Origin of the sequence: Vibrio sp. Hep-1b-8, assembly GCF_006124995.1 — a bacterium.
GTDB lineage: Bacteria > Pseudomonadota > Gammaproteobacteria > Enterobacterales > Vibrionaceae > Vibrio.
On the sequence record NZ_QEWN01000115.1, the window covers coordinates 57,280 to 78,327 of the forward strand.

The 21,048-nt window shown below is 44.6% G+C and carries 24 protein-coding genes and 1 pseudogene; 12 read left to right on the plus strand and 13 right to left on the minus strand.

What is annotated here, in order from left to right:
- Positions 1–38: 38 nt before the first annotated feature.
- Genes DA100_RS21380 through DA100_RS21390 form a run of 3 tightly spaced genes read left to right on the plus strand, consistent with a single transcriptional unit; the run spans position 39 to position 1,846 of the window.
- Complete coding sequence (locus DA100_RS21380; protein WP_240800937.1) at positions 39–617, plus strand: hypothetical protein; 579 nt, start codon at positions 39–41, stop codon at positions 615–617.
- Positions 617–1,540 carry a hypothetical protein gene (locus DA100_RS21385; protein ID WP_240800938.1) on the plus strand — a complete coding sequence of 308 codons (924 nt, stop codon included), beginning with the start codon at positions 617–619 and terminating at the stop codon, positions 1,538–1,540. Before DA100_RS21380 ends, DA100_RS21385 begins: the two co-directional genes overlap by 1 nt.
- Positions 1,541–1,549: 9 nt before the next feature.
- Positions 1,550–1,846: a hypothetical protein gene (locus DA100_RS21390; RefSeq protein ID WP_240800939.1), complete on the plus strand. Its 297-nt coding sequence runs from the start codon at positions 1,550–1,552 to the stop codon at positions 1,844–1,846.
- A gap of 37 nt (positions 1,847–1,883) precedes the next feature.
- Here DA100_RS21390 and DA100_RS15415 read toward each other — a convergent pair.
- Together DA100_RS15415 and DA100_RS15420 are read right to left on the minus strand one after the other, a co-directional pair.
- Positions 1,884–3,107 (minus strand): annotated as a pseudogene (locus tag DA100_RS15415) (integrase arm-type DNA-binding domain-containing protein).
- A gap of 217 nt (positions 3,108–3,324) precedes the next feature.
- A complete protein-coding gene (locus DA100_RS15420) occupies positions 3,325–4,191 on the minus strand; it encodes a YicC/YloC family endoribonuclease (RefSeq protein ID WP_138972937.1) in 867 nt (288 codons plus the stop codon).
- A 247-nt stretch (positions 4,192–4,438) separates the two neighbouring features.
- Between DA100_RS15420 and rph the strand changes: the two genes are divergently transcribed.
- Both rph and pyrE read left to right on the plus strand, forming a co-directional pair.
- Complete coding sequence (gene rph / locus DA100_RS15425) at positions 4,439–5,155, plus strand: ribonuclease PH (protein ID WP_138972938.1); 717 nt, start codon at positions 4,439–4,441, stop codon at positions 5,153–5,155.
- A gap of 78 nt (positions 5,156–5,233) precedes the next feature.
- Positions 5,234–5,875, plus strand: a complete 642-nt coding sequence (gene pyrE / locus DA100_RS15430) for an orotate phosphoribosyltransferase (protein ID WP_138972939.1) — start codon at positions 5,234–5,236, stop codon at positions 5,873–5,875.
- A 278-nt stretch (positions 5,876–6,153) separates the two neighbouring features.
- Here pyrE and lpxM read toward each other — a convergent pair whose 3' ends face one another.
- From lpxM to coaBC, 4 genes are all read right to left on the minus strand, one after another.
- On the minus strand, positions 6,154–7,116 hold the full coding sequence (gene lpxM, locus DA100_RS15435; protein ID WP_138972940.1) for a lauroyl-Kdo(2)-lipid IV(A) myristoyltransferase: 963 nt from the start codon (positions 7,114–7,116) through the stop codon (positions 6,154–6,156).
- Between the two features lie 15 nt (positions 7,117–7,131).
- Positions 7,132–8,082 carry a Kdo(2)-lipid IV(A) acyltransferase gene (locus tag DA100_RS15440; protein WP_138972941.1) on the minus strand — a complete coding sequence of 317 codons (951 nt, stop codon included), beginning with the start codon at positions 8,080–8,082 and terminating at the stop codon, positions 7,132–7,134.
- Positions 8,083–8,087: 5 nt separating this feature from the next.
- Entirely contained in the window at positions 8,088–8,678 is a 591-nt protein-coding gene (gene slmA, locus DA100_RS15445) for a nucleoid occlusion factor SlmA (protein WP_138972942.1), read from the minus strand.
- 114 nt (positions 8,679–8,792) lie between these two features.
- On the minus strand, positions 8,793–9,998 hold the full coding sequence (gene coaBC, locus DA100_RS15450; protein ID WP_138972943.1) for a bifunctional phosphopantothenoylcysteine decarboxylase/phosphopantothenate--cysteine ligase CoaBC: 1,206 nt from the start codon (positions 9,996–9,998) through the stop codon (positions 8,793–8,795).
- 233 nt (positions 9,999–10,231) lie between these two features.
- On the opposite strand from coaBC, the gene radC reads away from it, so the two are divergent.
- The 5 genes from radC (at position 10,232) to mutM (ending at position 13,327) form a co-directional block, all read left to right on the plus strand.
- Positions 10,232–10,900 carry a DNA repair protein RadC gene (gene radC / locus DA100_RS15455; RefSeq protein ID WP_138972944.1) on the plus strand — a complete coding sequence of 223 codons (669 nt, stop codon included), beginning with the start codon at positions 10,232–10,234 and terminating at the stop codon, positions 10,898–10,900.
- 462 nt (positions 10,901–11,362) lie between these two features.
- Positions 11,363–11,599 carry a 50S ribosomal protein L28 gene (gene rpmB / locus DA100_RS15460; RefSeq protein WP_004743834.1) on the plus strand — a complete coding sequence of 79 codons (237 nt, stop codon included), beginning with the start codon at positions 11,363–11,365 and terminating at the stop codon, positions 11,597–11,599.
- A gap of 13 nt (positions 11,600–11,612) precedes the next feature.
- The gene (gene rpmG, locus DA100_RS15465; protein ID WP_004410866.1) at positions 11,613–11,783 is read left to right on the plus strand and encodes a 50S ribosomal protein L33; all 171 of its coding nucleotides are present in this window, start codon (positions 11,613–11,615) and stop codon (positions 11,781–11,783) included.
- A 129-nt stretch (positions 11,784–11,912) separates the two neighbouring features.
- Positions 11,913–12,401, plus strand: coding sequence for a hypothetical protein (locus DA100_RS15470; RefSeq protein WP_138972945.1), 489 nt, complete (start codon positions 11,913–11,915; stop codon positions 12,399–12,401).
- A 119-nt stretch (positions 12,402–12,520) separates the two neighbouring features.
- The gene (mutM, locus tag DA100_RS15475) at positions 12,521–13,327 is read left to right on the plus strand and encodes a bifunctional DNA-formamidopyrimidine glycosylase/DNA-(apurinic or apyrimidinic site) lyase (protein WP_138972946.1); all 807 of its coding nucleotides are present in this window, start codon (positions 12,521–12,523) and stop codon (positions 13,325–13,327) included.
- Between the two features lie 88 nt (positions 13,328–13,415).
- On the opposite strand, the gene DA100_RS21030 is transcribed toward mutM, so the two are convergent.
- Both DA100_RS21030 and coaD read right to left on the minus strand, forming a co-directional pair.
- Positions 13,416–13,559 carry a hypothetical protein gene (locus DA100_RS21030; protein WP_171052229.1) on the minus strand — a complete coding sequence of 48 codons (144 nt, stop codon included), beginning with the start codon at positions 13,557–13,559 and terminating at the stop codon, positions 13,416–13,418.
- Between the two features lie 4 nt (positions 13,560–13,563).
- Positions 13,564–14,058 (minus strand): pantetheine-phosphate adenylyltransferase, encoded by a 495-nt coding sequence (gene coaD / locus DA100_RS15485; protein WP_138972948.1) that lies wholly within the window; start codon positions 14,056–14,058, stop codon positions 13,564–13,566.
- 107 nt (positions 14,059–14,165) lie between these two features.
- On the opposite strand from coaD, the gene DA100_RS15490 reads away from it, so the two are divergent.
- Positions 14,166–15,215 (plus strand): glycosyltransferase family 9 protein, encoded by a 1,050-nt coding sequence (locus DA100_RS15490; protein WP_138972949.1) that lies wholly within the window; start codon positions 14,166–14,168, stop codon positions 15,213–15,215.
- A gap of 107 nt (positions 15,216–15,322) precedes the next feature.
- Here the strand turns inward: DA100_RS15490 and DA100_RS15495 are convergent, their stop codons facing one another.
- Together DA100_RS15495 and DA100_RS15500 are read right to left on the minus strand one after the other, a co-directional pair.
- Entirely contained in the window at positions 15,323–16,114 is a 792-nt protein-coding gene (locus DA100_RS15495; protein WP_171052231.1) for a glycosyltransferase family 2 protein, read from the minus strand.
- Positions 16,115–16,135: 21 nt separating this feature from the next.
- Entirely contained in the window at positions 16,136–17,191 is a 1,056-nt protein-coding gene (locus tag DA100_RS15500) for a glycosyltransferase family 9 protein (protein ID WP_138972951.1), read from the minus strand.
- 93 nt (positions 17,192–17,284) lie between these two features.
- On the opposite strand from DA100_RS15500, the gene DA100_RS15505 reads away from it, so the two are divergent.
- On the plus strand, positions 17,285–17,980 hold the full coding sequence (locus DA100_RS15505; protein ID WP_138972952.1) for a 3-deoxy-D-manno-octulosonic acid kinase: 696 nt from the start codon (positions 17,285–17,287) through the stop codon (positions 17,978–17,980).
- On the opposite strand, the gene waaA is transcribed toward DA100_RS15505, so the two are convergent.
- The 3 genes from waaA to DA100_RS15520 are packed head-to-tail and all read right to left on the minus strand — an operon-like array spanning position 17,960 to position 21,044.
- Positions 17,960–19,231 carry a lipid IV(A) 3-deoxy-D-manno-octulosonic acid transferase gene (waaA, locus tag DA100_RS15510; protein WP_138972953.1) on the minus strand — a complete coding sequence of 424 codons (1,272 nt, stop codon included), beginning with the start codon at positions 19,229–19,231 and terminating at the stop codon, positions 17,960–17,962. The two genes, DA100_RS15505 and waaA, sit on opposite strands and share 21 nt — an antisense overlap.
- Position 19,232: 1 nt before the next feature.
- The gene (locus DA100_RS15515; protein WP_138972967.1) at positions 19,233–20,015 is read right to left on the minus strand and encodes a glycosyltransferase; all 783 of its coding nucleotides are present in this window, start codon (positions 20,013–20,015) and stop codon (positions 19,233–19,235) included.
- A 15-nt stretch (positions 20,016–20,030) separates the two neighbouring features.
- On the minus strand, positions 20,031–21,044 hold the full coding sequence (locus DA100_RS15520; RefSeq protein WP_138972954.1) for a glycosyltransferase family 9 protein: 1,014 nt from the start codon (positions 21,042–21,044) through the stop codon (positions 20,031–20,033).
- Positions 21,045–21,048: the final 4 nt, after the last annotated feature.

The window sequence follows — 21,048 nt, forward strand, 5'->3', positions numbered from 1 at the left end:
CCTCTGGGCGTGTTTTTTATGTTTGGATGGAAAAGAGTATGACTGAAGCATTTCCTTTTAGTATTCCTGTCATGGATGTGATTAGACACGATTATGAGCGATTTCGTTTTGATACTCACCAGTATGACCATAAAGGGTTGTTTACGGATGGTGAGAGTCTATATGCTGTCGTATTGGATGTAGAAGGCAATGATACACTTCTTGATGAGCTTAATGAGCATTATCGAAAGTACCATACTGCGGGTATACCAACCGGAAAGATAGTGGGACAGGTTTCAAAAGGGTTTCAGTTAATAGAGTCGCGCAGTAGGTTAGAAAAGGCGCTAACGCATGGACAGCCTATGACCGTAAATGAAGTGATTAATTACCTGAATTTACATATACCCCGTAAGTATCACCCCTTTCATTTTGATTTTAAGTTCAATACGAACGTATTCCTCTTTTTGTCTAAAGAGCGCTTAAATGAAGAGGAGAAAGAAGAAATACAGCTGATCTGTGAGTCTATAGGCTATCAAGGTTATGATTTTGTTTTTGAGCACAAACCTGAAATTAATGAGTATCCGGGTGTGGTGGAGTATGAGTCAAATCAACATAACAATCTAATGCTAACGGCTTAGTGCAGAAACAATTCTCTAAATCTTTGCTTACAAGGTACGAAGAGGACGAAGACTTTTGGGCTCAAAACCGACAATCAGTATTTAGCGGTGATGAGAAAGAGCAAAAGACCTCATTCCTTTTGCCTAAATTTTTAGAGAAAAAGTCACGTTGTTTCGTGGATGCGTCAGTTTTCCTCCGTCAGAACTTGAGGGTTTACTTGACGCTGTATGAACAGGTCATCATCGCATTGCCCTTAAATAAAGATGCACAGCATTTCTACAATATGTTTATGCTGAACAGATATGAGTTTCAGGAGCTAGTGGCACGCGGTCGATTACTATTTGTTGCGCCCGACTCGCTAACTTTCTCAAGGCGGCTTGCAGCCTCAACTGTTCGTGGCATACAAAAAAAGTCAGGGATAATTGGGACTACTTTTTCAAGTGATGAGCAATATCAGTTCCTTCATCAATGCTCTCGTATTGAGAGCCCATCAATACAAAGCCTTGTGCAAGTGCTTTCGGAGCAGTGGCAATATGGCGAGTATATGGTCAATAAAGAGGGGGCGGTGTCAACACATCGACTAGGCGTTTCAAGTATGGCAGCCAAAGGTTTCGAGCTCAGAGGGCGAGATATTTATCTTGAACTATCAACAGCAGCAATGGCGTATGAATACGCCCAAGGGCTTGGAGCTCATCATTTTCCGTTTGATGGGGAACAATATTCTGAGGTAGAAGCCTGCCGAGTGATTAGTGGCTTTTACAATGGTGTTCATGCTGAATCGAAGCAAATTCAAGAGTCAGAGCTTGATACTCTACTTAAGGAGATATTTGCGATTGATAACGATATGGACATTCTTGAGCTCGACTCCGCGCTGTCCAATAGCCTAATACGCTCTTTGCCTAGTATCGTTAATCAGTTTTCAGATATGGATGAAGGGGAGTGATTTAACAAAATGAGGGCGCTCAAAGAAGAAGTGACCAAAATAGAAAATAATAAAAAACGAATGTCGCGATTAAATATTTCAGGGTTCTTGCCTACTGCTGCGGGTGCAGGAATGGAGTTAGCGGGAGTCAAAGGTGGGGGCTTGGTTGCACTTGGTGGATGGTTACTCAATGCGCTAAACGTATATGCAGATGAATTTGAACTTACGAATAGCCCAATATACACCAAACTTTCAAGCTTGAACCACTTCACTAGCCATGACGCTGTAATTGTTCAGCGTGTAAGAGGCTCTATTTCAGGACGATAATGACGAATGATTAGTTAAAGGGGCTAAGACCCTTTAACTAATCATTATGGTTTATCGAGGGAGCAATTGAGTCGACAATTTTTTCTAGCGCATCTCTACGCTCATCCATGTAATCATACTTGTCATAAATGCCTTCGACTCCTTTCAGTTTGTGGTTTAAGCATCGCTCAGCGATATGGCTTGGTACACCAGCAGAAGCGAGCAAGCTACGGCAGGTTCGACGTAAATCATGTACGCTAAAGTACTCAAGCTCTCCCATTTTGTTAGGTGGCTGTTGTTTTCTGCCAGCTTCTCGTCCAAACAGCTTAGCTATCGCTCGATTGAGCGTATCCTTGCCCATGTGAGGTACTTTGCTAGCTCGTCTATTAGGGAACACATATTCGGAGCCACAAGCTCTGGTATGAAGCTCTTCTAACCACTCTACAGCAATGGCAGGAAGGGGAACATCAAAGCCAGAACCAGTCTTACTGCGTTCACTTGGAAGACTCCAAACCGCATTCCCCAAATCAAATTCTTCCCACTTCGCTTCCGTTAGCTCACCTTTACGCACACCCAAGCAAAGCAGTAATGCACAGGCAAGGTAATTATCACGCCCGAAACTGAATATATTTTCTCTAAATACAGCAAAAACCTGCTCAATCTCCTTAATGCTTAGGTGTCGCTCTCTTGCTGATTCTATACCACCAGCGTCACTGACTTCTAACGCTAGGGCAGGGTTGCTATCGGCAAATTGGAATTTAACAGCGTGTCTGAACATCTGCTTGCAGTACATTAAAGTGTCATTCGCTATGGTTGGGCGACCACTGTTCGCCACTTTCTGGACAATCTGTCTGATATCAAGCGGGGTAACGTGCTTTATTTGCTGCTGACCGATGAGTGGGGCTATTTCTTTACGATAAATGCGGGCTGGAATGTTGGGGTGCTTGAGGCGTTTAGAGAGCTCTTGATGCCAGTCTTCAAATAGGTCATCCACAAAATGGATACTTACTTGATGAGCTGATTTGCGTTTGGCTATCGGGTCGACACCCTCAGAGATGAGCTTTCTTTGTTCTGCTGCTTTTAGCCTTGCTTCTTTCAGTGGCATCTCACTGAGTTTGCCTAGGGTTATCGTTCTGCGTTTCTGAAACAGTGTATAGCGCAGTACCCAGTATGGCTTCCCGCTCGCTCGAAGCATGAGGTATAAGCCCTATCCATCGCTGTGGCGTCCAATCTTATTGTCTTTCACTAGAGAGTTAATCTCTTTCACGGTGAGCTTAGACATCTACAACTCCTTGTATATAAATACTAAATGCACATTAATGGGTACCAATATTAGGTTACTTGATTATTTTAGTGGGTACCAGAGGTGTTTGGTACCCATATTGGTACCCACATATTTGGGGTTAAATGAAGAGTTTGTGGTTTTAGTAGAGAGGCTAAAAATAAATAAAGCCCTGATGTACAGGGCTTTATGGTATGGGCTGGTTATGGTGAAGAGCTTATTCTATATTCTGGATCTGCTCGCGCATCTGCTCGATAAGCACTTTAAGTTCTACGCCTGATGCGGTGATATCGGTGCTGATAGATTTAGAGGCCAGTGTGTTCGACTCACGGTTAAACTCTTGCATCATAAAGTCTAAACGACGGCCACAAGCGCCGCCTTTTTTGAGGATATTAGTCGCTTCTTTGACGTGTGAATCGAGGCGGTCAAGTTCTTCTGCCACGTCAGATTTTTGCGCCAGTAAGATCAGCTCTTGCTCTACGCGTGATGAATCTAGCTCAATTTTTGCTTCTTCAAACTTAGAGAACAGACGTTCGCGTTGCCATTCAAGGATCTCAGGCATGCGAGCGCGTACTTTGACCACTTCTTCTGTGATAGCATCTAAGCGCTGAACAATCAGGTCTTTCATGTTTTCGCCTTCGCGACCACGAGCCTCAATAAACTCGTCTACAGCCCGATCAAATCCAGCGAGTAGGTCTTTGTTTACCGCGTCCATATCTTGTTCAGATGTTTCCATCACACCTGGCCAGTTCATAATCTGGAAAGGGTTAAGGCGGCTATCTTCACCGGTCATTTTCATCACTTGGTTAGCAGCGTCGATTACTTGCTTTGCCAAGCTTTCATTGATGCTCAGTTCGCCTTTTGCTGAAGGGTTTGCTTCAAAGCGTAAAGCACACTCTACTTTGCCGCGCGCCAAGCGCTTACGGAAGCGTTCACGCAGTACTGGTTCTAAGCCACGGAACTGTTCTGGCAGGCGGAAGTAGGTTTCCAAGTAGCGTTGGTTAACACTGCGGATTTCCCATACTGCTGTGCCCCAATCGCCTTTCACTTCTTGGCGTGCGTAGGCTGTCATACTATAGATCATCGAATTTTCCTGTTTAATCATCTTTGAAAATAACGCGAGGCAATAGTAACACAGTTCCGAGCTTCGAGCTTCGAGCTATCTGGAATCTAAAGCAGCTTGTGCGGAAGTTAGATTCTGAATTGCGATTGTGCTTCCTTCAGGGTGACGCAAGTGAAAGTGGTGTTATCCTTCTCGCCACTCGCCACTCGGTATGCTATCATCCTGCCCCAACCTAAAACGTCTCCCCCTTCATATAAGGTAGATGCCCATGCGTCCAAACGATCGCAAGGCGGATCAAGTCCGCCCAATCAAAATTACTCGTAACTACACAGCTTATGCAGAAGGTTCTGTATTGGTTGAATTCGGCAATACAAAAGTACTTTGTAATGCGACCGTTGAAGAGAACGTTCCACGCTGGCTAAAAGGTCAGGGTAAAGGCTGGGTAACTGCTGAATACGGCATGTTGCCACGCTCAACGCACTCACGTATGCGTCGTGAAGCCACAAGTGGCAAGCAAGGTGGTCGTACGATGGAAATCCAACGTCTGATTGCACGTAGCTTGCGTGCCGTTGTTGATCTAGAGGCGATGGGTGAAATCATGGTAACGGTTGACTGTGACGTTATTCAGGCTGATGGCGGTACCCGTACTGCGTCTATCTCTGGTGCGAGCGTAGCGATGGCGGATGCATTCCAACACTTAGTTGAGAAGGGCAAGCTCAAAGCGAATCCAATGAAAGGCCACGTAGCGGCGGTTTCTGTTGGCATCTTAGGTGAGGATATCCTTTGTGACCTTGAGTACACAGAAGATTCAGCAGCAGACACAGATATGAATGTGGTGATGACCGAAGATGGTCGTATGATCGAAGTTCAAGGTACGGCAGAGGGCGAACCGTTCACCCATGCTGAGCTGATGAAATTGCTCGAGTCGGCAACCAAAGGTATTACCGAGATTGTAGCGGCGCAGAAGGCGGCGTTAGAAAATTGATTTAGATAGTTTGAGTTATCTTTTCTAGAGACTAGGGACTAGGGACTAGGAACTAGAAACTAATAAACGGAGAAAGTAATGAAAGCATACCAGCGTGAATTTATTGAGTTTGCATTAGAAAAGGAAGTACTGAAGTTTGGTGAGTTTACTCTGAAGTCCGGTCGTAAGAGCCCTTACTTTTTTAACGCTGGTCTTTTCAATACTGGTCGTGACTTAGCGCGTCTGGGTCGTTTCTACGCAGCAGCACTAGCAGATTCTGGCATTGAGTTCGATGTACTATTTGGCCCTGCGTACAAAGGTATTCCGATTGCGACAACGACAGCAGTTGCGCTAGCGGATCACCACGATCTAGATACGCCTTACTGCTTCAACCGTAAAGAAGCAAAAGATCACGGTGAAGGTGGCAACCTAGTCGGTAGTGCACTAGAAGGTCGTATTATGCTTGTAGATGATGTGATTACTGCTGGTACTGCAATTCGTGAGTCAATGGAAATCATTCAGGCAAATGGTGCAGACCTTGCGGGTGTTCTTGTGGCTATTGACCGTCAAGAAAAAGGTAAGGGTGAGCTGTCTGCGATTCAGGAAGTGGAGCGTGACTTTGGTTGTGCAATCATCTCAATCGTTAGCCTAACGGACTTAGTGACATTTCTAGAAGAGAAAGGTACCGATGCAGAGCACCTTGAAGCAGTGAAAGCGTACCGAGCTGAGTACGGGATTTAGAGACTGAGTCTCGAGAACGCTGCGCTCCGAGATCGGGCTACGCCCTGCGAGATTCTAGAACTGACTTCGTCCACCGAGAGGTTTGAGCTGGTAGAACGGTGAAAGAAACTTTAGTGCAAAGGTGTTGACAGGACTTGTTCCCTCGAAGAGATAATAATCCAGCTCTCGCCTCCATAGCGTAGCTAAACAAAAAGGGTTGACGTTTGTGCGTCAACCCTTAAATATTTTAACTCGCAACTCGCAACTCGCAACTCGCAACTCGCAACTCGCAACCGCCTTTACGAATTATCGTAAATACCCACACCATCTCGGCGTGTTTTCAGTAACGATAAGTTCCACATATATTGCTCAGGACGAGGGCGAACCAGATCTTCAATCGCTTGATTCATAGCGCGCGCATCCGTTTCTTCATCGCCAGTCGGGAAGTTTTCGAGAGCGGGTAGGATATGGACTTCGTATTTACCTGTTTTATCGTTGTAAGCAGGCAGAATAGGAACGACTTTGGCTTTTGACAGGCGAGCCATTTTGCCAAATCCCTTAAGTGTCGCTTTTTCAGTACCAAAGAAGGGGACAAATACTGAGTTGGCAGGACCAAAATCTTCATCGGGTAGCCAGTAACCCAAATATCCATCCTTTATTGAACGAACAAATGGTTTAACCCCAGCTTCACGGGCAAAAATTCGACCACCATACTGCATGCGCTGTACCTGCATTAGCCAATCGCCAATTGGGTTACGCTGCGGCTTCATAATCGTTGTCACTTTGTAGCCTTTTGCAGCAAGCATCACCGCAGGGTAGTCAACAGCCCAGGCATGTGGTGCAAGGATAATGACATTCTCACCGGCGTCCAGCAGAGGTAGGATATTCTCTTCACCTATCATCACACCGCGGTCTTGGTTATGTTTGGTTGAACGAAGCAAAAACTCCGAGTAGCCCAATAGATACTGAGCGGCTTTTACAAAAGTCTCTTCAAGGATCGCTTGGCGCTCTTGCGCTGATTTCTCAGGGAAGCAGTATTCTAAATTTACTTTTGCACGACGAACGACTCGGCCATTTTTTCGTACAGCAAATACAGAGAGTTTGCGTGCTAGGCTGTCTCGCCAGCGGTATGGCATAAAAGCAAACAGGGCGGCGAAGAAGATACCCAGCCAAGTTCCCCAATGTTTTGGGTGGAGAAAAGACCACTCAAAAGTCGGGTTATGTAGATGTTTATCAATGCTGTTTTTTTCGTTGGTGCTCATTCAGCGACGCCTTTATTATTTATAACGTGAGTTAGTCAGGGCATGATCTGGCAGCGATTTATAGCGCTTGTGTAACCACATCCACTGTTCTGGTGCGCGCATAATAATCTCTTCAACAAATTTATTCATGTAGGCTGCGGCGGCAACTTCATTTTTTTTCGGGTAATCAGCCGAAATATCACGATCAGCGATGATCTCGTATTTACCGTCAGCATTGCGGAAACCTGAACCTGGCACGATGGCACATTTACTTGTGTAAGCAATAATGCTCGTTCCTGTGGTTGTGCACGCCTCTTCTACGGCAAAGAAAGGAACAAATACCGATTTGTTATGACCATAGTCTTGGTCTGGTAAATAGAACAATCGGTGCCCATCGCGCAGTACTCGAATCATCTGTTTGATATCACGACGGTATACCAATTGGTTATCATTGTGGCTGCGACCACGGTACTGAATAAATTCATAGGCTGGATTACTGTGTGGACGGTAAACCCCATAACCTTGCAGACCAAGTACACCAAAAGCGCGTGCGGTAATTTCAAGGTTGAGAGCATGAACACAACAAAGTAGAGCCCCCTTACCTTCTTTATCGAGTCGTTTTAGTAGTTCGATATCTTTAGCAACAAGAATGCGTTTAAAGCGCCACGTAGGCCAGAACCAAGTGATACCCGTTTCAATCAGCGCCATACCCGTGTTCTTAAAGTTCTCTGTTACCATGTTGTCGATCTCTGACTCTGATAGGTCAGGGAAAGAGAGTTCCAGATTACGTTTAGCGATATGAACACGTGACTTACCGACTCGCATGCCAAGTTGTCCAATACCACGTCCTATGCGAAATAGCACAGAATATGGGAGGATATTAACGATTAGGGCCAGTAATCCAAAGCCAAACCAAACCCCCCAGTATTTAGGGTGCATTAAGGCAATAGAAAACTTAGGTTTTTCGACGGTGGTTCTGTTACTCATAATTATTACTTTATTTGTGCGCTCAGTAGCGCCCAGTATTCCTCAAAATTAGCGGTTGGCTGATATTTAAAGTCACTGCGAACAAATCGGTTCAAGCTTCCCTCAACTTGTCCCAATAGCTGGGCCGCCAATACTTTTTCATCCACTGGAAAGGCTTTTCCTTCGCGCAGCATACGCTCACGCAGAATTTGACGAAGTGAGGTTTCGATGCGTTCAAACAGCTGGTTGATTCGATCACGCAGGCGCTCATTTTCAAACATCAGAGCGTGGCCTGATAAAATTCGGCTCAGACCTGGGTTGCGCTCAGCAAAGGCCAAGATTAATTGTAATACTAGGCGAATTCGCGTCAGAGTGTCTTTCTCTTCATCGAGAATTCGGTTAATGCGTGACATTAAAGACTCTTCGATAAACTCGATTAAGCCTTCAAACATTCGCGCTTTACTTGGAAAGTGACGATATAGCGCAGCTTCTGAAACGCCAACTTGTTTAGCGAGTTTTGCGGTTGTAATGCGTGAAGCACCTTCATTTGACTCCAGCATTTCGGCTAATGCTTGCAAAATTTCATCTCGGCGGTTGGTTTTTCGTGTTCCGGCCATGAAGCTTTCCTTATTTTGTTACCATTCTGAATAAAAAAGGGTTTGAATCTCTTTGTGCTCAAACCTGACAACCCCTTGTTCTGCGGTATTTCCATCTCTAGAGATGAATGCGCTTTAAGCGTCGAGTTTCTCCGCGATTGTCATCATTATTTGATGTGCTATCTGTTGTTTTGATGCAAGAGTAAGTGACTGCTTACCATCTTTCCAGTATACGGTGATTGCATTGTTGTTGCTATTAAAGCCTTGACCTTCAACTGAGACATCATTGGCACAAATGAGGTCTAAATTCTTTTTGACCAATTTCCCACGAGCATAGCTTTCAACATCTTGAGTCTCAGCAGCGAAGCCAACAGTAAAGGGTCTATTTTCAGTCAGAGCGGCAACGGAGGCGATGATGTCCGGGTTTTTGATCATACTAATGGTCATTTGATCGCTATCATCGGTTTTCTTTATTTTTTGCTCTGCGATGGTTGCTGGACGGTAATCGGCCACCGCAGCGCATCCGATGAATACGCTGTGATTAGGTGCATGTTCCATAACGGCGTCATACATGCTTTGCGCGCTATCGACGTCAATACGTTCAACACCTACAGGGGTTGCCAGTGAAACAGGGCCTGCAATTAGGGTGACCTTTGCACCCAGCGCGTGTGCCGCTTGTGCGAGCGCAAAGCCCATTTTCCCTGAGCTGTGGTTTGAAATATATCGGACAGGGTCGATTGCTTCACGTGTTGGGCCTGCGGTGATAACCACTGATTGACCCTTTAATGGTTTTTCAGCGAAGAATTGCTCACAGAGTCCGACGAGTTGCATTGGTTCAAGCATGCGGCCAGGGCCGACATCTCCACAAGCTTGTTCACCCGCTGCCGGGCCCCAGATGTGCATGCCACGACGTTCTAGCGTTGCAATGTTCTCTTGAGTGGCGATATTTCGGTACATCTGTTGGTTCATTGCCGGTGAAACCGCGATCGGAGAGTCTGTCGCTAACACCAAAGTCGTTAACAGGTCGTTACCCATACCCGCACTCATGCGAGCAATTAAATCTGCGGTTGCTGGAGCCAGTAGAACTAAGTCTGCCCATTTAGCAAGCTCTATGTGACCCATTGACGCTTCAGCAGCAGGGTCTAACAGGCTATCTGATACCGGTCTGCCGGAGACTGCCTGCATAGTAAGTGGGGTAATGAACTCTTTGGCTGCATTTGTCATAACAACCTGAACTTGTGCTCCGCGTTCAATCAATCGACGTGTAAGTTCGACACATTTATAAGCAGCAATGCCACCACTAATGCCTAAAAGGATCTTTTTACCTGCGAGTGTTTGCATGATGATCTTCCTTAAAATTTCTGCCCGTAAGATAACACGGCTAATAATTGTGTGCCTAGAGTCGCTATCTGAGTTATTGAATTTGGAAGTGGAGCAAAACATCTCCTACTTAATTGACTAGGGTGTTGCTCAAGAATGTCTGAAGTGTCGCGGTTAGAGTATTTCATTTCGTGCTCAGAGTACCTTTTGAGTGATACTAGCCTAGCTTGGTTGATAACTATGATGAGAACACAATGAAATCCATACCGAAATCGTCGATGCCACGTGAGAAGCTATTGTCACACGGACCACAAGCACTGACCGATGCTGAGTTATTAGCAATTTTTCTTCGAACGGGTACGCAAGGAATGAATGTGCTGGCGTTATCTGATCACTTGATCGGCGAGTTTGGTTCATTACGTCGGCTTTTTTCTGCGGAACTTAAGCAGTTTTGTCACTATAAAGGCTTAGGAGTGGCCAAATATGTTCAACTGCAAGCCGTGTTGGAAATGACTCAACGTTATTTGTCTGAGTCCTTGCAGCGAGGCGATGCTTTAACCAGTCCACAGCAGACGAAACTTTACTTATCTGGTCTACTAAGAGATAAGCAGAGAGAAGAATTCTACGTACTATTTTTAGACAATCAGCATCGAGTGATACATGGTGAGTCATTATTTCAAGGTACGATCGATAGCGCATCAGTTTATCCAAGAGAGGTGGTAAAACGCGCATTAGAACTTAATTCAGCGGCACTTATTCTCGCGCACAATCACCCATCAGGCATTGCAGAGCCTAGCCAAAGCGATAGAAGAATTACCTGCCGAATCAGTGATGCGCTGGCGCTGGTGGACATTCGAGTGCTTGACCATTTTGTTATCGGAGACGGTGAGATAGTGTCTTTCGCGGAACGAGGGTGGATATAATTTAGTTTCGAGTTTCGAGTTTCGAGTTTCGAGTTTCAAGTTGCGAGAGAGGCTAGTGGATCGATTAGAGAAGTAGATAAAACGATTTCGGGGTTGATTAGCAGCAAATCTGCAACTGTTAAGTAGCTGAAATCTTTCTAGGAGCGACCTTCCAGAACCTCGAAACGGCTATTTTCTGTGATTTTGTTTAAGTTTTGGTTGTGGGAACGTCGATTTCTGCTACAATCGCCCGACATTTTTTAGCACATAAATCAGCTCTGCCTAAAAAAGATCAGGAAAACCTGTAAAAAGGATCTGTTCGGGTCTTGAGCAATGCTACGCAAGTTAGTATAATGCGCGACCTTTGATAGCCTTGTATGGGTTTCCATAGCGGTATAAGACCTCAAACTTCTAACTTTAGAAACTGAGAGGTTCGGCCACCAAGGTTGATATCGAGCTGAAACGATTTTGGAGAAGACATTCATGTCACGAGTATGCCAAGTAACTGGTAAGCGTCCAGTAACGGGTAACAACCGTTCACACGCACGCAATGCTACTAAGCGTCGTTTTCTGCCGAACCTACAAACTCATCGTTTCTGGGTAGAGAGCGAAAAACGTTTTGTTAAACTACGTCTATCTGCTAAAGGTATGCGTATCATCGACAAGAAAGGCATCGATGCTGTTCTTGTTGATATCCGTGCAAACGGCGTAAACGTTTAAGAGGAAATAGACAATGGCAAAGAAAGGCGTACGTGAGAAAATCCGTCTAGTATCTTCTGCAGGTACTGGTCACTTCTACACGACTGATAAGAACAAACGTAACATGCCAGGCAAATTCGAGATCAAAAAATTTGATCCTGTAGTTCGCCAGCACGTTATGTACAAAGAAGCTAAAATCAAGTAATTGATTATTCTTTGAACTTCCTTCTGGAAGCGTGAATTTGAAACCCAATCATAGAAATATGGTTGGGTTTTTTATTGTTCTTTTTTCTGCTATTTTTTAACGAGTTAATAGCAGTGAAAAGACTGAATCATGCGAGTTTCCCCATCGCGCCGCAGGCGTTGGAACAACATCCTTATCTTGGGCATTATTGCGTTTATCGGCCTGCTGAATTTGCCGACATTGATCAAAACCTATTTGATTGATGAGCCGGTGATGCAAAGCCAGCCCCCATATTTGTTCAATCCCAATGCTGAGTTGCAAGCATTACATTTCTCAAACTGGTCACTGGAAAAGAACCAAGGTCGTTGGCGCAGTACGATCCCCACCTCCATTGCTGAACAAGAACTTGCGCAGCGTTGGCAGAGTTTGGTGGGAACTGAAGTGACACAAGAGAACTTTGATAGCTTGAAGCCTCAGTTGACCTCCCCGAAATCCATTGAAGCTTGGTATTTGGATCAGGAAGAGCCGCAAAGGATCACGTATTATCAAACGCCTCAATTTTGGCTATTAAAAAACTGGCAGGATAAGTGGATCGCGATTTCAGTGCAAAGTGAGTATCTTGTTCCGAACGAGCTTTAATCACTTTGATTTGCTGTGTTCCCCGAGCAACAATCTAAAGAAACTCGAAACTCGAAACTCGAAACTCGAAACTCGAAACTCGAAACTCGAAACTCGAAACTCGAAACTAGGACCCATACATGCCTGAATTACCTGAAGTTGAAGTGAGCCGAATGGGGATATCCCCTCACTTAATCGGTGAGACGGTTGCCAAAATTACTTTTCGTACACCTAAGCTGCGTTGGGACATTCCAACAGAGCTTAAGCAAATGGAAGGGCAGGTGATTCGTAATATCTCTCGCCGAGCCAAATACTTACTAATTGAGACCGATATTGGTAGCGCGATAGTCCACCTAGGTATGTCGGGCTCTTTACGAGTTTTGGATGCAGAGATCGCTCCAGCAAAGCACGATCACGTTGATCTCAAACTGACTAACGGCAAGGTACTGCGTTACAACGATCCAAGGCGTTTTGGGGCCTGGCTATGGACCGAAGATGGGACTCATACTGCATTAGGTACGATGGGGCCAGAGCCACTTACCGATGATTTTAGCTGTGAATATATCGCTGAAAAAGCTAAAGGTAAGCGAGTCGCGGTGAAGCAATTCATTATGGATAACAAAGTGGTTGTCGGTGTGGGTAATATCTACGCCAATGAGTCTCTGTTTAGTTCACGAATCCACCCAACCCGACCTGCAGGAACGCTGACTAGCAAAGAGTGGGCTTTACTTGTCGACGAGATTAAACAGGTACTGGCTACCGCCATTAAGCAAGGCGGTACGACGCTGAAGGATTTTGCTCAAGCAGATGGCAAGCCCGGATATTTTGCTCAGGAGCTTCAGGTTTACGGTAAAGCTGGAGAGCCATGCCCAAGCTGTGGAGAACCACTTGAAGAGCTTAAAATCGGCCAACGCAATACGTTTTTTTGTGCTGAATGTCAGAAATAGAGGGAGAGCGAGACGCTAGAACGCTTCGCTACGAGAGTGGACTGTGCGTGAGTCAAAAGTTGCTGGTAGTACTGATTCCTATCTGTATTTAAAAGAAAAGGGTTGGCACATAGTGACAACCCTTCACAATTTGCTCGCCACTCGCCACTCGCCACTCGCCACTCGCCACTCGCCACTCGCCACTCGCCACTCGCCACTCGCCACTCGCCACTCGCCACTCGCCACTCGCCACTCGCTTACACCTTCGCTTTTTCTTTCAACGCCTCTGCCACTACTTGCGGGACAAAATTGGTCACATCACCACCGTGAATAGCGACTTCGCGGACTATGGTTGAAGAGATAAACGCATGTTCTTCAGCTGGCGTCAGGAACACACTCTCTAAACCAGGCATCAAACGGCGGTACATGTTGGTCAGGCCGAATTCGTATTCGAAGTCGACGGTAGTTCGAAGGCCGCGAATAAGCACATTGGCTTGTTCTTGTTTGGCAAAATCGACCATCAGTCCCGAAAAGCCCTTTGAGGTAACATTATCTAGATGCTTTGTGACCTCCTGGGCAAAATGGACTCGTTCATCTAAGGTAAACATGGTGTTTTTACTTGGGCTGGCCGCGACTGCAATAATGACTTCATCAAACATATCGGCAGCGCGCTCGATAAGATCTAAATGTCCATTAGTAATAGGATCAAAAGTGCCCGGATAAATCACTCGGGACAGGCGTTTTTGGCTCACGATTAAGATACTCAATTCATTCCATCTGCTTCAATATTAACAAAAAGGCTCACAATTACCCACTGAAGCCGCTATCATTGGGACAAATTAGACAATTGGATGGGACGATGAAAAAGATACTGGTTGTGCGTAACGATAAAATTGGTGACTTCATGCTAGCTTGGCCAAGCTTTGCTATGTTGAAAGCCTCACTACCAGATTGCCACATCACAGCGCTAGTCCCTAACTACACGGTGGCATTGGCCGAGCTATGTCCTTGGATTGATAGCGTGTTGGTTGACCCAACAGAGAAAAGTGACAAAGCCAAACAAATCGAATTGATAAAGCAGATTCGTGCCGAGCAATTCGACGCCTCAATCAATCTATTCTCAACCACTTATAACGCTAAGTTAGTCTGGAAAGGTAAAATCCCTTATCGATTAGCTCCAGCAACTAAGCTGGCGCAGATTTTTTACAATAAACGCATCAAGCAGAAACGTTCGCAATCTGCTAAGCCTGAATTTGAATATAACCTCGACCTTATTCGTGCCTTCCTGACCGACAATAAAGTGAAAGTTGTTGAACCTTCTGCACCTTATCTTTCGTTTAGCGACCAACAGCTTGTTGAGCAAAAAGCGAAACTGGCGCAGCAATTGAGTTTAAATAGCGATAAACCATGGATCTATGTCCATGCAGGAAGTGGCGGTAGTGCAAATAATTTATCACTACAACAATACACCCAGCTGGTATGTGGCTTAGAGGGCGATTTTGAGGTGGTGCTGACTGCTGGCCCAGGAGAAGAGCAAAAAGCGGCGGAGTTACAAAAACTGATGGCAGAGAATGGCCGCAGTGCGGTGCTTTACGATAACAATGATGGCTTAGTGGACTTCTCTTGCTCTATTGCCTGTGCAGATATGTTTATTGCTGGTTCCACTGGTCCACTGCATATTGCGGCTGCGATTGATGTGCCTACTGTTGGCTTCTTCCCAAGTAAACGTTCTGCAACGCCATTACGTTGGAAGCCAATCAACTCAGAAGGTAATCATATCGCCTTCTGCCCACCCAAAGCGGATGACAAAGCGAGTCAGGAAGATATGGCGCGTATTGATATCTTAAAGGTAATTGATGAATTGCAGCCTTGGATAGGGCCATTTTTAGGAAAAAGTGTCAAAGGCTAATCCTGAAAAAATAAAAGGCTGAGTTCGATTTGAACACAGCCTTTTGGCTTTAAACTCGCTACTCGCTACTCGCTACTCGCTACTCGCTACTCGCTACTCGCTACTCGCTACTCGCTACTCGGCATCTCTTCCGTTTCTGTCCGAATCCAGAGATCCGCGTATTTCACAAAGGTAGAGTGAGCAGAGAGCAGCGACAGCAAAAAGCCCTGTTTGCCATCTAGGAAACCGGCCTTAATCACATACATCTTCAAAAAGCATCCAAGAGCATGAAGGAGCCCTTGGGAAATGTTACTCTTTTTGCCTTTTTTCTCACGTTGCTCAGCCCAAGCCTTAGCGTATCCAGCTGATTTTACTAAGTAGTGGTTCATATCGTTGTATGTGAAATGAATCAAGTCACCTTGTAGGTTTTCGACCTTCATTTCATTGGTCACTTCGACCTTTTCATGTACCAGCGAGTCGTTATATTGGGTCAGCTTGGTTGGGTATAAGCGAAGCACTCGATCTGGATACCATCCACAGTGACGAATGTAGCGACCAAATACCCAGCTTAAACGTGCTGTTTGATAAATCGAATTAGGCTTATTTTCAGACACTGCTTTTAGAATGCTTTTTTTCAGTTCTGGTGTAACACGTTCGTCGGCATCAAGCCAAAGCACATAATTTGACTCTACGTAAGATTGAGCGAGGCGACGTTGTGGACCGAATCCAGGCCATGTCTCACTAACAAAAAACTTGTCAGTAAACTGGTTAGCAATCTCTTTGGTGTTGTCGGTACTGCCCGAATCAAGCACGACAATTTCATCGACCCAGTCATGAACAGTTTCCAAGCAGGCTTTAAGGTGCTGCGCTTCGTTCTTAACGATCAGTGCGACGGCGATGGTTGGTTTACTCACTGTTATACCTCTAAAGTCTCTAGGAGCTTAATGTAAATCGAGTTCGGCGGTTACTTTATCAAACATAGCGGTGACTTGCTTTGGTTGAATACGTTGCATTGCAGTTTTGTCTTTGACTCTGGCTCGCCAACTAAGCTCGTTAGAAGGCTTGCCTGTTTCTGCTTGGATAGCTTCTTCATAGGCAGAGACGACATATTGGCGATATTGATAAGGGCCAGTGCGCTCAGGGTTATGATGAGCATATAAGCCGATCACTGGTGTATTAACCGCATTCGCCAAGTGTGTAGGGCCTGTATCCGGTGCAATGACCAAATCAGCCTTGTCGAGCAACGCCAACATCTCTTTTAGGGAGCTTTTTCCTACGAGGTTGTTAACAGGAATATTGATTAGCTGCTCAATCTCATTGGCTAAATCAAGCTCAATTTGTGCTGGGCTACCTGCAAGGATAATGTTCCACCCTAATTGGTGGGCATGTTTAATTGTTTGAGCGTAGCCATCGGCCGTCCAGTTTTTATAAGCTTTGCTCGCCGCTGGCACTATTACCAAGTTACGCTTATCCGTAGCTAACTTGCTTATCGCCCACGCTGAATCACTCACACTGTAATCAATCTCCCAGCTCGGGGACATATCAGTTACACCAATAGCTTCACCGAACGCCAGCAAACCATCTAGCACATGCATAGAGCTGGGGGATGGGACTTTGACGTTGGTAAACAGAGATTGAAAGTCTTGGCTACGTACTGCATCAAAACCGAGTTTGTATCTCGCTTTAATACCTAATGTGGCGATGCTTGCGCGAAATGCATACTGCAGATGAAGCAAGGCATCAAACTTGTAGTCCTTTAGCTCAGCCCAAAGCTTTTTATAACCCTGCCAGCCCTCTTTTTTATCAAAGACAACAACTTTAATTCCTGATAAGTCTTCAATCAGCTTGGCTTCAAGCTTTCCGGTTACCCAGACAACGTCAGTTTCAGGCCATTGGCGCTGTATTGCCTGTACGGCCGCAATTGTGTTGCAGACATCGCCAATGGCGGACAAGCGCAACACGCAGATGGATTTAGGAGCAGAGGTAAAAAGCGGCATAGTGAGTTCAGTTAGCAAGTAATAGCGAAGATTATGCAGAGAGGCTCAATAAATGTAAAATACCGAGCAGCATTTATTGAGAGAAAGCCTAGCATGAAGACCTTGCAATTTGATAATCAGACGATTTGGTACGATGAAGCCTTGCTAAAAGAAGATCCTAAGCAGGTATTCAACCCAGATTTTTGGCAAAAAAATGGCAAAGTCATTGGCAGTGCTCAAGGTCGAGGCACAACTTGGTTTGTACAAACTGAAACTATAGAGGCGGCACTACGTCATTATCGCCGTGGCGGTTTGTTTGGTAAGCTGGTGGAAGACAGCTACCGCTTTTCTGGTTGGGATCAAACTCGCAGTTACCAAGAATTGCAACTTCTTAATGTTTTAATTGCAGCGGGCGTGAATGTACCAAAGCCAATCGCGGCTCGTGCGGTGAAGAGTGGCTTTACGTACAAAGCAGATTTACTGAGTGAAAAGATTCCCAATGCACGAGATATTGTGTCGATCTTGATCGAAAAGTCACTCCCAGCGAGTATGTATAAAAAAATAGGCCAAGAAATCAAAAAAATGCACGACGCTCAGGTTAATCACACTGACTTGAACATTCACAACATTCTTATCGATGACCAAAATAAGGTTTGGATCATCGATTTTGATAAGTGCTTCCAGCAATCAGGCGAGGACTGGAAGCAGAGTAATTTGGATAGATTAAAAAGATCGTTTGAGAAGGAAGTTGTCAAGCGCAGTATATTTTGGATGGATAGTGAGTGGGCTCTAATCCAAAATCAGGTCTAAAGACTTATTTAATGCTCCGCGGTTAGCGTCGACAACAGTTAAGGCCTTTTCCCCCATTTTGTGTCGCTTAGCTGGAGAGCTGAGAAGCTTGACAACATGATCACTAAGTTCAGTTTCAGAACAGATGATATTTGCCCCTGCCTTAGTCAATTGATTGGTGATATCCGTGAAATTAAAATAGCTAGGCCCAATTATTGTCGGTTTGCCAAGAGCGGCTGGCTCTAGAAGGTTATGACCGCCAACTTTATTTCCCACTAAACTACCGCCAATAAAGCATACGTCACTCGCGCCTAGCATCACCATAAGTTCACCCATGGTATCACCAAGGTACACTTGTGTATTTTCACCTACTAGGTCGTTAGTTGAGCGTCTTGAGCAAACAAGGCTCTGATCATCACATAAAGAGAATACTCGGTTGAACCGTTCAGGATGACGGGGGACAAGGATGAGTAGAGCGCTAGGTTCTTTTTCTAGCACCTTTTTGTGAGCATGAAGAATAAGCTCATCTTCTCCTTGGTGGGTACTAGCAGCAATCCATATAGGTCTATTCTTTCCTAACGAATGCTTGAGGTTGGCAGCCTTATCCGTAACCTCTGAGCTAACACTAATATCAAACTTAATTGACCCTGTTACTGAGATTTTTGCTTCATTAACACCAAGCTTTTTAAATCGTACCGCATCATCTTGGTGTAAACACAGAATTTGCGATAGGCATGGTGCAATAGTGTCAAATAAAGGTTGTACTCGCTTATAGCCTTTAAAGGACTTCTCTGAAAGGCGAGCATTCAATACATAAATAGGCACACCAAACTTCGCAACAGTGTGGATTGTATTGGGCCAAAGCTCTGTTTCAACAATAATTAATTTATTGGGTTGAACCGCTTCTAGGAAGCCTTTTACTGCGAATGGAAAGTCGATTGGCATATAACGGTGAGTAACTAATTCGCTCAGTGACTCAGCTTGTTTAGCTCCAGTGGTTGTTGTTGTTGTTAGTATGACTTGAGTTTCTGGAGAACGCTTTTTTAGTGCTTTGATAAATGGGGTAACAGCGATGGTTTCACCTACAGAAACGGCATGAATCCAAACCACGTCCTTGGCGCTATTATTAATTAATGGCGTCTTCCCAAAGAGCTCATTCCAACGTTTCCCTATACTTGGCTTTCCTTGCTTAGTTTTGAGTAAACCAAATAAAAGAAAAGGCGCTGCAATAAGCAGCACCATAGAGTAAATAATTCGGATACAAGTTTGCATATTAGTGTTTAATGATGTCTTTTGCTGACTTATGTGTCCATTTGCCTCTCGGCTTATCAAGGTATTGAAAATGTTCATTCGTAAAAGAACCTTGGATGCATACGTATTTACGTTCACGCGAGTACACATCTTTACCTTCTAAGGCTTGAGTCAAAACCCATGGACCAGTAGTTGCGTAGACAGATTTTTCACCATCATGGTTATTGATGTTATCTACGATATTATTAATGACCTCTGTGAGTACAGGGTTGTTTGGTGCGCTGGCAATAAAGTAGTTGGTGTAATGCCCATTTTTCTTTAGAGACACATACATAGCACCGCAATTGTCCTTTAACTGTTTCTCTAAAGGCCACACGAGAGTGGCATCAATATCCATGTAAATGCCACCTTCCGTATTTAGAACGACTAAGCGCCATAGATCTGCTTGTGCTGCACCATCATTCAGCTTCAGGTAGGCTTGATAGACTTCAGGTGAAGCATGCTTCTTTAAATAAATATCACGCTCTTCTGTACTAACGTATTGATAATCAAAACTCATAGACATCATGCGATTGTACAAGTAGTTCATGTACATAGGCATTGTGCTCATATTCGAATAATTCGTCTGCCAGATCTTCCTTGGAATTTGTTTCTTTTCACTTGGGATCGTTTTGGCCTTTGAAAAGTCAGGTATTGCAAAGCGCTTATTTGGGAATATCCAATGAAATGGGTATGCTAGTACTTTAAAAACATTCCCGATAAGTCGGGTTAAGCGATTTACGACTACAACTTGAAAATCAGCCATCATTTCCCTTGTGGTTTAGGTTAGTTCATTATTCATCACGCAAATGATATCTTGAGTTGATGGTTTATTTCCATCTCCTTTCATTGTAATTGAGTGATTATCATAAAGAGGCGTATACCTAAATGGTACGGTAGAGTAAAAAATACCGACAGTAGGTGTGTGAGTTGATATTGCTATGTTTCGAATGCCTGTATCGGGAGCAACCAGTAAACGAGCTTTTGCTATTGTAGTGACAAGCTCTTCTAAAGGAATGCAGGGCTGGATAGAAAAGTTATCGTGCTTGGTTAAACTCTCTAGATACTCTCCCTTCTCATAATTGTTCTTTCCTTCGAGGTAGACATGGTTGTAGTGAGGAAAGTTAGCTATCGCTTGTTCAACGAGCTCAAACATTTCTTCTTTAGACAGGATTTTCGTTTCAGTTGAAGCTCCATTGAAGTACAGAATGGTAGGCTTGTCTTTATCATATATGTCATGGTGACTAGGGTAACCGAAGTCTAAAGGGCGAGTAGGGTTGTGGCCAAGTAGTTTGAGCATGTCTAGCATGCATTCAACCTCAGGCTGGAAGTCAGAGCGGAATACTGCGAGGTTGAATAAAGTTCCTCTGAGGTAGCTCTTATATGGAAAGCCTATTTTTAGTTTTGCTTTAGTGAGCGCAACCATCCAGTGAGATCGATTAGTACTCGCTAGATCAAAAATAATATCCTGTTCACCTAATTCACGAATATTGTCGATTTTGCTTTTGAAGCTTGTGGAAGCTTTCTTATCTTTCCCTGGCATCACATGCACATGATCAACCAAATCTTCAGGTGTACCATACATGTAGTTAGATACGCCAACTAAAGTAATTTTTGCATTCGGAAAAAACTTTCGAGCTTCGATTAGGAAGGGTCTTACGATAACCTGATCGCCAAGTGCAGCATGGCGAATAATGGCAATCTTCGAAATACTCTTAGGGTCAAATTCAGTAGAAATGTACTTGCGAGCTTTTTTAGATGCGTAAGCGCCTCGTTCAAACCAAAGATGTTTCATAGAT